The sequence below is a fragment of the Geomonas sp. Red32 genome (assembly GCF_023652955.1).
Classification (GTDB): Bacteria; Desulfobacterota; Desulfuromonadia; order Geobacterales; family Geobacteraceae; genus Geomonas.
Genome location: NZ_JAKLOY010000015.1, coordinates 1 through 15324, shown reverse-complemented (window position 1 = coordinate 15324; position 15324 = coordinate 1). Strand labels below are relative to the sequence as shown.

11 protein-coding genes and 2 pseudogenes are annotated in these 15324 nt (G+C 50.1%); 3 read left to right on the top strand and 10 right to left on the bottom strand.

The genetic code is table 11. From position 1 onward, the window contains the following. Positions 1–124: 124 nt before the first annotated feature. From L4X63_RS23440 to L4X63_RS23415, 6 genes and pseudogenes are all read right to left on the bottom strand, one after another. On the bottom strand, positions 125–697 hold the full coding sequence (locus L4X63_RS23440) for a recombinase family protein (protein WP_250681091.1): 573 nt from the start codon (positions 695–697) through the stop codon (positions 125–127). A 43-nt stretch (positions 698–740) separates the two neighbouring features. Beyond that, positions 741–929, bottom strand: a complete 189-nt coding sequence (locus L4X63_RS23435) for a hypothetical protein (protein ID WP_250681090.1) — start codon at positions 927–929, stop codon at positions 741–743. A 388-nt stretch (positions 930–1317) separates the two neighbouring features. Next, on the bottom strand, positions 1318–1566 hold the full coding sequence (locus L4X63_RS23430; RefSeq protein ID WP_250681089.1) for an ATP-binding protein: 249 nt from the start codon (positions 1564–1566) through the stop codon (positions 1318–1320). Positions 1567–1683: 117 nt separating this feature from the next. After that, positions 1684–2133: pseudogene (locus L4X63_RS23425) on the bottom strand (IS21 family transposase); the annotation flags it as partial. A 76-nt stretch (positions 2134–2209) separates the two neighbouring features. Further along, a complete protein-coding gene (locus L4X63_RS23995) occupies positions 2210–2392 on the bottom strand; it encodes an ATP-binding protein (protein ID WP_350339214.1) in 183 nt (60 codons plus the stop codon). After that, positions 2393–3613: a toll/interleukin-1 receptor domain-containing protein gene (locus L4X63_RS23415; RefSeq protein WP_250681088.1), complete on the bottom strand. Its 1221-nt coding sequence runs from the start codon at positions 3611–3613 to the stop codon at positions 2393–2395. Between the two features lie 199 nt (positions 3614–3812). On the opposite strand from L4X63_RS23415, the gene L4X63_RS23410 reads away from it, so the two are divergent. From L4X63_RS23410 to L4X63_RS23400, 3 genes and pseudogenes are all read left to right on the top strand, one after another. Continuing rightward, a complete protein-coding gene (locus L4X63_RS23410) occupies positions 3813–4691 on the top strand; it encodes a hypothetical protein (RefSeq protein WP_250681087.1) in 879 nt (292 codons plus the stop codon). A gap of 474 nt (positions 4692–5165) precedes the next feature. Beyond that, positions 5166–6380 carry a metallophosphoesterase gene (locus tag L4X63_RS23405; RefSeq protein WP_250681086.1) on the top strand — a complete coding sequence of 405 codons (1215 nt, stop codon included), beginning with the start codon at positions 5166–5168 and terminating at the stop codon, positions 6378–6380. 21 nt (positions 6381–6401) lie between these two features. After that, positions 6402–6671: pseudogene (locus L4X63_RS23400) on the top strand (integrase core domain-containing protein); the annotation flags it as partial. Positions 6672–6846: 175 nt separating this feature from the next. Here the strand turns inward: L4X63_RS23400 and L4X63_RS23395 are convergent. The 4 genes from L4X63_RS23395 to L4X63_RS23380 are packed head-to-tail and all read right to left on the bottom strand — an operon-like array spanning position 6847 to position 15295. Next, entirely contained in the window at positions 6847–9846 is a 3000-nt protein-coding gene (locus L4X63_RS23395) for a type I restriction endonuclease subunit R (protein ID WP_250681085.1), read from the bottom strand. A 52-nt stretch (positions 9847–9898) separates the two neighbouring features. Continuing rightward, entirely contained in the window at positions 9899–11188 is a 1290-nt protein-coding gene (locus L4X63_RS23390; protein WP_250681084.1) for a restriction endonuclease subunit S, read from the bottom strand. Continuing rightward, entirely contained in the window at positions 11185–13149 is a 1965-nt protein-coding gene (locus L4X63_RS23385; RefSeq protein ID WP_250681083.1) for a type I restriction-modification system subunit M, read from the bottom strand. Before L4X63_RS23385 ends, L4X63_RS23390 begins: the two co-directional genes overlap by 4 nt. Before the next feature lie 25 nt (positions 13150–13174). Next, on the bottom strand, positions 13175–15295 hold the full coding sequence (locus L4X63_RS23380; RefSeq protein ID WP_250681082.1) for a P-loop NTPase family protein: 2121 nt from the start codon (positions 15293–15295) through the stop codon (positions 13175–13177). Positions 15296–15324: the final 29 nt, after the last annotated feature.

Sequence of the window (15324 nt, the reverse complement as noted above, 5' to 3'; positions counted from 1 at the left end):
TTTTGAATACATCGAGGTTGACTACAACCGTAACCGCCGTCATAGCGCCAATGGCAACATCAGCCCGGCAGCGTTTGAGGCCAGACAAGCCGCTTAATTTCGTGTCCGTTATTGCTGGGCAAGATCATATTGACTCGTCAGGATCAATTTCCATATTATAACCTTCGGGTCTTTTGCGGCCCTTCTTATCGATGGTAACTTTGGCAGACGGCACTAAGCGATAGCCGTATGGGGCTTCAGCAAGGAAATACCCCCTCTCTTTTTGCCCTACCAGTCCGCGTAACGTTTTTTCTTTTAGATCATCTAGAAAAATTTCATTGAACATGCCCTTTAACTGATAACTAAGTTTTGCTCCTTTAGCCCCAGTATCGATATTTTCTGTTACAGAGAGCAATCTAATGCCGAGGTACTCGAATTCATTTATTGTTTTAAGTAAATAAATTATACTTCGCGAAAATCTAGAAAGATCATCTACTATAACCACATCGAATTTTTTTTGGTTAGCATCAATAAGTAATTCATTTAAGCCGACCCGATCTGCTTTTGTGCCGGAAATGGCCTCGTCTGTATAAATCATGTCTGGAATGGTGATTATTTTGTTTTTTTCTGCAAATTTGGTGCAAGCCCTTATTTGGTCCTCAATGCTTTCAGGCCGTTGATTATCTGAACTGTATCTAGCGTAAATTGCTCCTATCATGATGACACCTCTTTTAGATTGAAAGATACAAAATTGATATAAGCTAATCATGTTGTTTGCATTTTTGTATTGTTATATAATCAATGTATTTTTGTGCAAGTATTGCTGCGATAAGATCAAGAAATGCTTTAACGTCATCATTTGATTCAAAGGTTATTTTAACTATGTCCTCGGGTGCCGAAGAATGGTGTGTTTTTACACAGCTTGAACTTTTAGTCTGCTTTTCAGACATTTGAAATGGCTACCTATAAGGGAAAAGCCGGACTTGTGTCCTTATGCAGTATTTAAAAAAACGCCAATGACTTGAATATAGTTTCTTGCGAGATGATGTCAAGTTGAATTTTATAATAAAATCAATGGCTTAGTGGTTCATTACCACTAAGCCACCCTCAAGTTGGTTTTTGGTTAAATGCCATGATTATGTGATTCCGATGGTTTGGACGCGGTATTTTAGTGGTTTACAGCCACTAAAAATGCAGTTTTTTTCAAAAAATAATTTCAGGTTATCGCTTTTCGACAAAGGGAGGCTAAGGGGGGGGAGGGAGGGTGTAAAGTAACTTGTGATGGTGTAAGAGATGTTGTATAGCTCCGGTGATCAGGAGGTTGTGGTGCCTCGTGACCTACTGGCAGGTGGCAAGGCTCGCCAGTAGTGCGCGATCGATGCCGCGGCTGGCCTTCGTGTCCAGATCCTCCAAGGCCGCATGCTCGCGTAGCTTCGCCCCCCTGATGCGCGCGGCAAGTTGGCGGGTCACCCGCTCCAGGAGCTCCGCCTCGACCAGCAGGGCCATCCGGTCCTCGAAGGGAAGGGTGTGGATCTCCGGGTTCTCCAACTGAGCCCGTAGCCCCTTCGCCATGCCGGCGAGGCGCATGCTGTTGAGTTTCTTACAATGTTGCAATCCCCGCCCGAGTTCGCAAACCAAAGGGCAAGGCGAAGGCGGAGGCAGGCGTGCAGTTGGTGCAGCGCTGGATCCTCGCTGACCTCAGGCACCGTAATGGTTGGCGAGTTCAGCGTAGGAGGGATTCAACTGTTGCTCGTAGCGGCATGGCTTTGATACGCCGCTGCGCAAATTGTCCGGGACGACGATAGCGGGACACCTCCGAAGAAACGGAAAGTGCGGACGTGTGAACCGAGCAAGTCCGGCAGGGACTGCGTCATGGTGGCCTCGGCGTAGGTGTAGGAGCTGGCGCCCAGCCGCCACGAAGACCTGGGCTGGCTTGATCTCTCCGGTCTCCGGGTCCGTGAGCGGGACCGTTTGGCCGCTGTAGTCTACGAAGAGTTTTTCTCCGGCGACGTAGCTCTGGCGCATGCAGCAGTCGACGCGGCCGAGGAATTCCCGGTACAGCTTGCAGTACTGGGAATTCCGGTAGCCGGCGGGATTGGCGACCTTGTACTCGTCCCACAGAAGAGACAGGGGCATCCCCTTCCTTTTCATCTCCTTCTTGTCAAGGGTAGCGTAAAAGTGTACCAGTTACGGTAATTGAAAAGTGTACCACCCTCTGGTTGTCAGCTACTTATTCCTGAGAAGCTGAGACCGGAGAGTCACCTCCTTTCGGGGAGAGCTGGTTGGCAAAGGCATGGCCTTGAAGCCGATAGCTGTGCCCTTTCATGTTGATCACTTTGCAGTGATGCAGCAGCCGGTCAAGAATCGAACGGCCCTGCGGATGTTCCCTCCCGGTCGAAGCCACCACCAACATCTACTGTCGGCTCTTCACAAACCGGCGGGTCGCATCGGTTTTGTAGATAGCGGCAACTACCCAGTCGCCTTGACCTAAGAACGATCTGCTTCGAACGAGGTTTCGGTTTTCAAGGAAGGCCAAAGCGGGATTTAGCCTCCTAGCGTCCCAACCGTATTTAGCTGCGATGTCTGCCGATGACGTTGGGAACTTGTCATCGTTGAGCATGTCCGTTGCCAAGGCGAGAGCGTCATCTTTGGGATTGCAAGACATCGTGAAACGGTCGAACGTCACAAACAACTCTGTTTCGGGATAATATACGCCCTCCCGGTGTACCCCCACCATTCCGCGCAGTTCATGGATTGCATCTATCACATCTTCCTCTGTCAGCCCTGTCTGTTTGACAAGTTCCTCTAGGTTCATCCATGGGTCGAACTTCCGAGCGACTTTCGTTGCCGTCACAAAGGCTTTTGCGATCGCGTTGGCAGCAGCGGAGTGTTCCTGGGAGGAGACAGCTTTGATTATGGCGGCCTTGGGTGCGGGTCCGAGGGAAGGTTTTTGGGTGATCCCATGAATATCATTGATTAGCTGATTGATGTCCTGCTCCGGGTCCTCGATAGAGGGCGAAAGCATCCCGCGTAAGAGGGGAGGGAGTTGGTCGGGTGGGAGTTGGTGGCGAAGGGGGATGAATTTTACCTGAGATTGCAACTTTAACATCAAGCCGGCATCCATCTCTTGGTTCACCCAGGGTTTGATGGCTGATGCCGGCGTGAGCAGAACAACGAAATGCGTACACTGGCCGAGGCCTTCGTCGATTTTCCGCCGCAGGCTGTCGCCGGCTGAGATACACCATTCTGCCCACCATGTGTCGATGCCGTTTGCCTGCAGCGCGTGGGCGATTTGTGATGCCAGTTCTCGATCTTCCCATGCGTAGCTGAGAAAGACTTTTGGCGTAGGGGGGGCGTCTGGAGCCGCTGCTTCGCTGCCATCTGAATCACTGGTGAGACCGAGGCGTTCATGTACCAGGGCGAGTAACTCCGGAGACCCCTCGACATGAAAACGCATATCTTCAATTGAGGTCGCAGAGACGACAACGGTTGGGAACTCCCCGGTGTTAGGGTCGCGAATGGAACTGATTTGATCATGTATCTGAGCAGCCATCTGTTCCATGATCCCCTTCATCAACGCCTGGGTGAAATCTTTCGGGTCGAACGGCCTTCCATTGAACTCGAGTCTGATCACAACTTCCCTCCTGTTCATGTCCCACACCACTGACAGTAGCAGTTTGCTTATAACCTTTTCATCCCGGTGTTGCCACCGTTTTTAGAAACATAACACTAATTATGTATGGTGAAAATGATTGAAAAAGCGGGTCCTTCAGAGTATAAGAGGCTGCCCGAAACCCAGCGGGACCACCACATGTGACTGCGGAGATTTCTTCATGACATTGTGCATTGCAGCAAAAATAGGAGACACCATAACCTTCGCGGCTGATTCCAGGCTCACTTTCGGTGACAACGGTCACGTCGACTTCGCTGTGAAAGTCTTGCGGGTACCCGTTGTTGTCACCTCGGCTTTGGGACCGTCAGGTTCTCCCCAAGAGATTTACAAGCACGACTTGGGCCTTTGCATTGTAGGCAACGCCATCAATTCGTACCTGGTGAAGGAAACCGTGTCGGAAGTCTTGCAGCATCTCCAGTATTACGACTTCCAGCCAACCTTTTCCTTAGAAGTTTTGTGCAACTACGTCAAGAAGATCTATGAAAAGTTCTCGCTCGATCTTGGCCAAGTCTTAAACAACTGGAAGGCCGTTCTTATTATAGGGGGGTACTGCCCACAAACCGAACGGGATAGGGCCTTTGTCTTCGACTTTGCCACAGACTATTGTCGTGAGGTCCCTAGCTTTGCAACTATGACAGAGATCCTTACAGATAACGACATCAAATTCTATGGTTCCGGGGCCGAGAAAGCTGAAGAATTATACGCCTGCGGGACTACCGACCCTTATCACATACTCAAGGCAGTGATCGACGATCAAGGTGTCCCTGGTGTCGGAGGAGCCATTCAGTCGGGCAGATTTGAGGGTGGGAACTTCAAGATGAAGGTTATTGAGGAGTACCTACTCTCTGGCCTTGGCCTCTTTAGCTTCAGGCACGCTTTGCGCGGAATCAACCTATACCAGAAGGAGTTAGGGGAATCCACTGGTTTCAAGGTGGATTACGAGTTATTGTTCCCTTTCAGAAGGGAGGCAATTCCGGTCACCACTGGGATACCAGGCAATCACTGGCCTGCCTTCGTTCGGGAAGACCACCAGGGATAGTCTCCATAGTTATTACTCGCGATGGGAGCTAACGTATTAGCGCAGGGAGTCACATCGCTAATTCCTGCATATCCACTATGCCTTTCAAGTCAGGCATACAGGCAGGTACGCTTGTATGCCTGATTCATGGATTTTCTTTCACATCTCGCGACCTTCATGCTAGTAATCTCGGAGTGGAAGATCCAGGAAGGCGGGGAACAAAGAGTGAAAAATGAACCTGACGCTGGCGCAAGCGCTGCTTGCAGTCCTGCCGCAAAAAAACGAAAAATATACATTATCTGACTATACTTGTACAAGGACCTAATGCGAATTTGGAACTTTATTTCTAAAATATCACTCTTGAGATCTGACAAAATAATTTTTTGTTTTACAGCTACTGTGATAACAGTTATTTACGGAGTGATTATACTTTTTTCCAAATCAATGATTTGGAGAGAGATACTGATATTGCCAGTGTGGGTAGTTTCAGTATGCATGATTCTGCTTCCGGTTTTACATATAAAAATAATCAGCGATGGAATAACAGAATTTGGCTTCAATGTCCTTAGCTTTATTTGTACTGTTTCATATTTTATCATAACAGTTGTAACCGCAATTGCCTTGTGGCAAGGGCCAGACATTTACAGTTTGACCGGGATGGTTTTCCTCTCACTGCTATGCCTACTGGGTCTCTGTTATTTTGTTAAGTCCCTCTATTATACCTGCAGACGCAATCACATATCCTGCAGTGAAGGCAATACAAGGCTTGATGCTGGAAAAATAATCTGTACGTTAGGTTTTGTTTCAGATGCTCATCTTACTGCAGGCTTCACTTATGAAGGACGCATTCCGACAAAAAAACTTACAAATACTCTCCGCACAGTTCTAGCCGAACTTTCCGAATGTGATCATATCATTTTTAATGGAGATGGAACCGACAGAGGAATTGGTCCTGAGTATCATCTTCTAGACACAACAATAAGGGCTAGTGGAATTGCGGACAAGGCACGTATCGTGCCTGGTAATCACGATCTGTCTATGCCTTATTACAGTGACACATATCCCAAGCGAGTACGACGGTTTCTTGAAGCCACTCGCTCTTATTACTGGCACCAGAAGATCTTGCGTAACAATGAACTCATAGAAGTGTCCAAGGTGTTGGGGACATATAACGTTTCATCCCCGTTGACAGAAATAGAGGAATTAAAAGCTCTTTTCCCCTTGGTCATGTTTGAATACCCTGGATGCTTAGGTATTGCATTGAATACATGCTGCCAAGGTTATTTTACAATGTTCGAAGCCGGATTTGGTAGAATTGACAGAGATCAGATTGAAAAACTTGTTAAGATCGTGTCTATATATGGAAAGAATCGGACGGTGGTAGTTGTCCTGCATCACCATGTATTCATCCCTGATGATCGGTTCAAGGAACTCTGCGACCATGGCACCAAAACGCAAATAAATGGACTAGGATTGCTGAACGCTAAAGAACTTGCACTTTCATTTGAAGAGGTGTCCAAGAATTGTCGTAGTCTCATTATTGTCAGCGGTCACCTGCACACCTTTTTCCAAGGTGAGTACGTTTTTAAGGGAGGAAAAAAGATTGCTGCCATATCAGTACCTTCTTTAGCCTATGGTGATGTGTTGGATTATTCAAAACCTTACCTACGTCTTTCTATTCTTGAGGGAGGAAGCTTCAGAATTGAGTAGCAAAGGGGTGGGGCATACCTGTACACGAGCGACCAATTCACCGGCGTGCTGAAGGAACATGGAATTTCCATCAGCACGGACGGGCGCGGACGTGCCTTGGACAACATCTTCGTGGAGCGTCTGTGGCGGAGCATCAAGTACGAAGACATCTACTTGAAGGGCTACGTCACCGGCGCTGAGTTGATCCTTGGGCTGACGGAGTACTTCCGGTTCTACAACAACGAGCGGATGCACCAAGCCTTGAGCAATCGTACCCCGGTGGAGGTATTCCGGGCCGCCGCCGGGGGGGGGCCATGATCGTCGACAAGTACGGCGAGAAAATCACCCCTCCGCCAACACCAGTGGAGATTCGGGGCAGCGCCGAGTCGCTGCGCGACCGGCTATCATCTTAAACTACCCCCCACTTCTGTCTTGACAGAGGGGTCCACTCAAGAGTGCTGACATGTACTCGGTAGCCAGCAGTCTCTCATTCGTTAAGCGAACCGGAATACCACTTAAACATTTCTGAGAAGAAAAATTTTCCGAAACCAGGATCGGTTTCGGTTTTGGCCATAAAGCTTAGGAACTCGTCGGCATTATTCAGGAAGGCGTCCTTGATGCTGCGATTAAGTTTATCGCGCCGCAGATGATCAATGTCACTGGTTTTAAATGCCTCCCGTAGGGCATCATCCTTTTCCAGTTTCTGCTTGATGGCATTTATCACACGGTCGGCCTCCTCAAAGGGAATGCCATACTCTTCATTCAGCTTCTGGACGATGATCTTGAGTTTTTCTTTCTCCTGCTCTTTGCCGCCCCGGTGGCCGTCGTCAGCTGAAGGTGTCAGCGTCCCATCTTCCTTGGCGAGCACGATACTGCCGTTCTGCTCTTCCTGCACTCGATACTTCTCCATGTCGATCATCTCTACCACTTCCAGCGGCAGTGTCTGCTTTTGGTAAGGGAGTTGCTTCAACAGTAGCTTGGCAAACAGATAGAATTTTTCCAGCGAGGTATCCACAAATGTCATGATCTGGCTGATGAACGTGTACTGCTTTACGTAGCGTGCGGTTTCCTTGCGAAACTTGTCCTGTGCCGCTGCTCTCAGTTTTTCGTAGTCCGGTTTTCCTTTGTGCTCTAAGGCAAGGTTGTTGTAGCCGGCCTCCACGATACGCTGGAAAAAGGGTTGCAGCTTTTCAGAAGGAACCTTCTTCACAATGAACAGATCGACAAACTCGACCACGTCATCCGCTGTAAATACCTTACTGCTCTCCAGGGTATATTTCAGGTTATAGAGCTTGTTCGGGTCGGTTTCACCTTCCAACTCTGTACGCTGATAGTAGTCTTGGAATGAGGCGTCGATAACCTCCTGGCTATTCACAAAGTCCAGTACCATCGTGTCCTGTTTGCCCGGTGCGGTCCGATTGAGGCGACTCAGAGTCTGGACTGCGGCCACACCACCGAGCTTCTTATCCACATACATGGTGTGCAGAAGCGGCTGATCAAAGCCGGTCTGAAACTTGTTTGCCACCACCAGCATGCGCTGCTCCGGTTTTTTAAACGCTTCAGCAATATCGCCGGTGCCGGGTGGATTCATGCTCTCTTCGGTGTATTTCTGCTCGTTGATGGTCACCGTGCCGGTAAAGGCAACCAAGACCCCATAATTCAGGTTCTGTTCGCGGATGACATTGCTGATCTCCTGCATGTAGCGGACTGCATGGGCGCGGGAGTGTGTGACCACCATCGCCTTGGCCTGTCCCTTGATCTTGTGTGCAGTCTTGCGTGTGAAATGATCAACGATGATATGGGCTTTGCGTTTGATTGCAAACTCATGCTGATCAACATATTCCAGCAGCAACCGCCGCGCCTTGAGCTTTTCGACTTCCTTCTCCCCCTCGGCCTTCTCATTCTCTATCAGCTCGAAGTAGGTCTTGTAGGTGGTATAGCTTTTCAGCACGTCGAGGATGAATCCCTCATCGACTGCTTGCCGCATGGTGTACTGATGGAAGGGACGAAACCCTTTCTTCACCCTCGCGTCTTTGGTGCCGAACAGTTCCAGGGTCTTGTCCTTGGGGGTAGCGGTAAAGGCAAAGAACGACAGATGCGGCAGCCGTTGCCGGGCCTTCTGGATCTTCTCCAACTCTACCTCAATCGGGTCCATCTCCTCTTCTTCATCCTTATCCAGCGCCTGACGGAGCTGTTCGTCAGATGTCAGGACAATCTTCAGGTCTTTAACGTTCTCGCCGGTCTGCGAGCTGTGCGCCTCATCCACGATAATCGCAAATCGCTTGTCGAGCTTAACCATCTCGGCAATAAAGCCGAACTTCTGCAGGGTGGTGATGATGATCTTGTCGCCACGTTCAAGAGCCTTCACTAGCTGTTTTGTATTGCGGTCGATCTTGGTGACGACCCCTTTGATCTTCTCAAACTGCTTGATAGTGTCCTGAAGCTGCTTGTCCAGTATCCGGCGGTCTGTAATTACCACGATACTGTCGAATACCGGCTGACCATCCGCCCCGCAGAGGTTGGCAAGCTGGTGTGACAGCCAGGCAATGCTGTTACTCTTGCCTGAACCTGCGCTGTGCTGAATCAGGTAATTGTGGCCGCTGCCATGGGTCTTGGCGTGGGCCAGCAGCTTGCGTACCGCCATGAGCTGATGAAATCTGGGAAAGATGAACTTTTCCTTGCCGGTTTTCTCGGACCGTTCCGCGTGCAGGTAGTTCTGGATCAAGAGCAGCAGAGAGTCCGCCCGCAGAATGCCCTGTTGCAGTTCACCATCTTCGTCGGCGAAGTCGCTCCACAAGTACGACGACGCAAAACGTCCGTAAATGACCGGGTTAAACGTGTCGCGGTTGAACGGAAGGAAAGCGGTCTCCTTGCCTTCAAGCTTGGTCGTCATGTAGGCGGAATCGTCATCGAGCGCAAAATGGACCAGGCAGCGCCCCCAAAACTGCTCGCGGTGGTCTCGCCGCCGGTACTGGGCAATTGCGTGATGGACGTTCTGGCTAGTGAAGTGGTTTTTTAGCTCGATGGAAATGATTGGTAAGCCGTTTAGAAAGATAACGATGTCAATGGACTGGTCAGGGGTTTTTGTGGAGAAATGCACCTGCCGCATGACGGCAAAGCGGTTTGATTCGTAGCGGGTCTGATGTTCCGGGTTACCTCCGGCCGAAGGGCGAAAGTAGGCCAGTTGCAGATTGACGCCGTTGAACGACACCCCGTTGCGCAACACTTCCAGGGTGCCGCGTTTTTGCAGCAACGTGGCAAGATGTGCGGCCAGCGCCTCCTGCTCACCACCGGGAAATTGTTTGCCGAGCTTGGTCCATTCCTTTGGTTGAGTGGCCTGGATGAAGGCGCATGTTTCGGCAACGTCCAGGAATGAGGTGGCGTCAAAGGAGGTATTCTGTCGTTCACGATACAGCGGACTGGTGGCCAAGGAAGCGACAATTCCCTCCTCAGCGGCCTGTTCAGAAACTCTGCTGGTTTCGAGCATATATGAGCCCCTCCGTATTGTGAATCCCCCTTACGAGGGTAACCTTGTTGATTTAAACCTCTCTCTGGCCGGTCACGCATTCGTGGATCAAGGCGGTCCGGTATTCGGCGAGAAGCGTGAGTTGGCGGGAGTAAGAAGAAAGCGTTACTTCAATACTTTTTTCGATTTCATTGATGTGACGGCAGATCTCTTTTTGTTCTTCCTCTGGCGGGAAAGCAATCTTTTCGGGACTTAGTCGGTCAATGTTCAAGTTCATCTGTGTATTTTCGGGCGCAAGTGCATGAAGTCGTTTTTGCTGACATGATAGCTGGTAATAGAGAAACTCAACGTCCGTTCCGGCATAGGGGAAAAAACCGACAATACTGTCTGGTAAACATGCGTTGATGCCCAATATTGCTAGATCACCTATATTTGCCGCTATTGCCATTAGGAGAGTCCCCGCCGGAAACTCGACACTGACTCCATAGCCTTTTTCTGTCAGCGTTTGGGTGTAGGAGGTTAGATACTTTTGGGCGCTGGCAACGTCGCCAGTTTGAACAAATGGGTACGGTCCATCGTATAGAGTTGGTTCAGTTCTTGGTCTATATCCGAAACGCCCACGACTAATGCGAGCCGCGTATTTGATAGGCTTTACCTCCCAATGCGTTGGAATCTCCCCCAGCCAAGGGATGCCGGATTCCTTCATCAAGGCATCAGAATTAATCCCACGGGTGACGGCCTGCTGGATGAGCGCCGCTCGCTGTTCCTTCAACAACTCCATCTGCCGCCGCCTCATCTCCATCAGACGGTCGATCTTGGCAGTCTGTTCATCAACATATTTCGCAATTCGTTGTTGAGTTATCACATCGGGTAAACCTACCCAAACATCTTTGATAATACTTGAGTTTAAACCACTCATGATAGTGCCTTTACCACCTGCACCTATCTGCTCTTTTACGAAATGACCCTTGTCTATGAGTAGAGCCATAAACGAAGGATCAACTTCATGGTCTTGAAACCTCAAACGAATGAGGTGGGAGTCCATAATACCTTCTTCTATCTCCTCAGGCACTACACAACAGCGTCCCGTAGTGCCCATCATGGTTACCAGCAAGTCGCCGCTCGATATTGAGCAGGCTTTCAACTCAGCATATTTTGGGGGACTCAAGTAACGGGTTCCAATAGAAAAATCCTGAGAGATGACATTTTCTTGGCCGTAGACCTTGAAGCCTTCTTCAACCATTTGGTCGAGGGTTAGGGCGCTGCCAAAGGGGCCAATTCGGATTCCGTCACCACCGCGAAGTTTACGACGGATTTGAACTCGATTCCATTTGGCTGGAAATGTAGGAGTAGTATCACTCATCCCTTTACGATCTCCCGCAGTAGATTCTCCGTCTCTTCATCCAGCGTCAGCAGTTCAGCTCCGACCTCGGCGGTGGAGCGCAGCGGGGTATATTCATAGAAGTACTTGGTGAAGCTGATTTCATAGCCAATCTTATCCTTGCTCCGGTCTATCCAGGCATCCGGAAAGTGGGGCAGCACTTCGCGGCTGAAGTAGGCGTCAATATCCTCCTTCAGCGGCACGTTCTCGCAATCGCGCAGTTCCGAATCCGGCAGTTGATTGCCGTCCGCATCCCGCACTGGTTTAGCATTCTCATCCCGCACCGCCAGGGCAGAGCGCAGGCTTTTGATATGCCCCTGAGTGAGCTTGAAGGGCAGCGCAGTGGTCAGGGTGGCAAAGAAGCTGTCATCATCCAGCCAGGGGGCTTTAGCCGTCAACTTGTCCAGCGCCGCATCTAGTTGTGCCCCCTTGTCATTCTTCAGTTTGAGGATCGCCGCATCCAACCGCAACGCATCCCGCTGCTCCGGCATCAGGTCATAGCGCAGGCGCAGGGGGCGTTCCACCGTTACTTTGGTGTAGCCAAAGTCGCTAGTATCGAACAGCTTGCAGAACTTGGACTCCTCAAAGGCGTCATAAATACCGAGAATGGTTGATGCTTGATCCTCGCTGATCTCCACCCGCTTTTTACCGAGGTTGCGCCGCAGCATGGTGCGGAACTCTTCCCCAGTGGCGTTGATGAGCTGCACCTTGCCTCGCCGGGCAGCGGGCTTGTTGTTGTTGATCAGCCAGATATAGGTGGCAATGCCGGTGTTGTAGAACAGGTCATTGGGCATGGCGACAATGGCATCTAGCCAATCATTTTCCAGAATATGCTTGCGGATGTTGCTGGGGCCGCTACCGGCGTCGCCGTTGAAGAGAGGCGAACCGTTGAAAATAATGGCAATCTTGGAACCTTGAGGTGCCATTTTGCTCATCTTGTGCAGCAAAAACAGCATGGCGCCGTCGCCTACATCGGGCAGGCCGGGGGCGTAGCGGCCGGCATCGCCCAGCTTGTGTTCAGCCTCGATCTCGTCGCGGATATTCTTCCAGTCCTTGCCGAATGGGGGATTGGAAAGCATGTAATTAAACTGTCTGCCGGGGAGTAGGTCATGACTGAGGGTGTTTTCCCGCTTGATATTTTCGGGGTCTTCCCCCTTCATCAGCATATCGGCCTTGGCAATAGCGTAGGTCTTCTCGTTAATCTCCTGTCCAAACACAGAAATATCCAGATCGGGATTGATCGCCGCCAGCAGGTATTCCTTGGCAATGGTCAGCATGCCGCCGGTGCCGCAGGCTGGGTCATAGATGCCGAGCAGTTTCTCCCTGGCCAGTTTGTCACGGTCCGGCTCAAACATCAGCTTGACCATTAGCCGGATGATGTCACGGGGGGTGTAGAACTGTCCGGCGGCCTCATTGCTGGCTTCCTTGAACTTACGAATCAGGTACTCGAAGATCGTCCCCATGGCGTGGTTGTCCACGGTCTCGGGATCAAGGGGAGCCTCGCTGAAGGCTTGCGTCACCTTGAACAGCAGCCGCTTGCGCAGCAGGGTCTCGTAGATGGGATTCAGCCCTTTTTCCTCGCCACCGGAGAAGTTGTAGAGGATGTCCTTGACGTTGGCCGAGAAGCCGGACAGGTAGGCGGAAAAGTTCGGGCCAAGGTCGTTAGGGCGCTTGAGTAGCTCAACCAGCGAATATTCCGAGGTATTGTAGAATGACTGCCCGGCAGCCTTTTTCAGGAGCATGTCCCGCAGGTTGTCGGGCTGCCCTTTATACTTTTCAGCTGCCTCACGCACCGCCTGCCTGGTTGGCAACAGCACACAATCAAGGCGGCGTAGCAGGGTGAATGGGAGTATGACATCCTCATAATCCTTGGCATCGTAATCGTCTTTAACAAGATCGGCTATTTTCCAGAGAAACTCGGCGATTTCGGAGTGGTTTTGCATGTGGTTCCTTTGTGTGTCTGTGACGTTAATCCTTTTCTTCGAAGGCTACGAGATAGTGATCAGCAAGTCGATTCTCATTGAGATTCGATTTGGCGAGAAGACGACTGCATTCTGCCACAAGTTCGGCAGGCGAGAGTTGAGACTCACAAAGGGTAGTCAGAAGTGCTCGGGCATCGGAGATCAGGGCCGCCAATTTTTCGTATGTCAGAGCATGTGATGCCCCAGCGACGGCTGCTTTCGTTGCACGATTTCGAGGATGAACGCTAACTCTAATACAACGATACTCCTCATAGTTGGCGGCAAACCATTCAGCAGCGACCAGAAGTTGGCCGTGCTGCTCCTTCGTGAGGGCATTCTTTTCAAGTTTCCGGCTCTTTGCTTCAATGACTAATCCAACCTTTGACGGTAAGAGCCAGAGGACGTCTGGCCCTTCGCCATTTGTGTCATGCCGGTCAGCAGACAAGCCAATCATAATTGCTAGCTCAACAAGAGCCTGCTCGAACTGGCTGGCTGTAGCCTCATGGTGCAAGTGCGCAACAGTGTCTTCAAAGGATTGTAGAAAACCACGTCGTAGTCGATATGCACCGATCTGTTGGACAATCGCATGTACCTGATTGCCGGGATTCGGCAATGGCATATACGGAGGACGTATTCTTGGCCGAAGCAAGTTCCGGTTGTGTGCGTATGCTTGACGCTGAAGATCTTCGGCACGCTCGCTATTCCCCCACTTGTCAGCAATTCGTGCAGCGAGCTGTTCCATCCAGCCGCGTGTTTGTGTATCGAGTGACTGGTCACCGGCTAAAAGTTTTTCAATCTTAGCAATTGCCTGGTCATGATAGCCGTCAAACCACAAATTAAGGGATTTTCTTTCCGCAGTTGCTTGACCAAAACGAAGTAAATCTGGTGCATCCTCGTCTACTAACTCAGCAAGTGTCTCCGCATGATATTCTGTCCAGGCTTTATCTCTATCAAAACTTCTTTTAATGGTCTGTGCCATGTCCTTTAAACTTGTAACTTCTTTGCTGATTTCTGAGCCCATTTCAAGTTGTGCTCTTGTAGCACTTGTCAGAAAACGGAAATTGGCATCTTTTGCTATCCATGCAGCGAGGTCTGCGCCAGCAAAGAGTACTACACAATGATCACCAGAGCCACGTGCTCCCCTGCCGATTCCCTGTTCAATACGCTGAGCCAACATCCGAGTAATGGAGGTCCCGCCATAAAGTGCGCTTGCTCGAAACAGTTCATAATCAGATGTTCCAGCAGGTAAGCTATTCATGATCAGTAATCGGCACGAATCACCTGGAAGGTCAATTCCATCATAGCGGTTCGCAAATACTGCAGGCCCGAATGTTTTCCTTTCTTGCAATGCTGTGACAAGAGCCTCGACATCTTTTGACCCTTTCGCAACCGTTGCAACGCCTGCCCATTGCGTGGCTGCTTTGTCTGATGGGACCAGAATAACAGCTCCAAAGTTCTGCTTAACAGTCCAAGATACAAGCCTTTCGACGCATTCTATTACGTCAACCGTGAAAGGCATCAAATCAGGAATAAGAATCATCCTTTCACTTACCCCGGCAAGGGAGCGTGATTTTAAAGCTTGCTCTACAGATTTTGGGTCAGCATCGAAAGTACGAATAATCTCGCTGTCGTCAGCAATGGTAGCTGACATATATATGCGACGAGGTGCCTCAAAAAAAGTGGGGAATGCGTTAACGAGTGGTAGGATGGGCGTGATGGTGAAAGAATTTCGACTAATGAGCGCGTGACAGAGATGGAGTTGGTCGCGCAGTAACGGCCATACTAAACCATATTTTTCTGTATCTGTTCTCAGTTGTTCGCGGACAGCGTCAAGTTGCTGATGCCAAGCCCAATAAGGGACCTCAAGTACACCCTGTTCAGCTCCAGAAATAATGTCATCGAAAGTACCTAATCTGTCAGTGTCTCCGAAGGCCCTTCTGAAAAGTCCTGCCAGCTCCTCATAGCGTTCACGGTCATGTTCCTCGGTGACGGCCAGAGTGAAGGAATCACGAATTTCAGAAAAAGCCACATGATCTTGCCCGCCATTGACGGACGCCTTGTTAAGCGAGTAAAGTTCGCGACAGAGGTGATCCGTGAAGAAAGCAGAAGCACAAAAGAAGACTCGCAACCGTTACTCTCCGCAGTTCAAGGATGAAG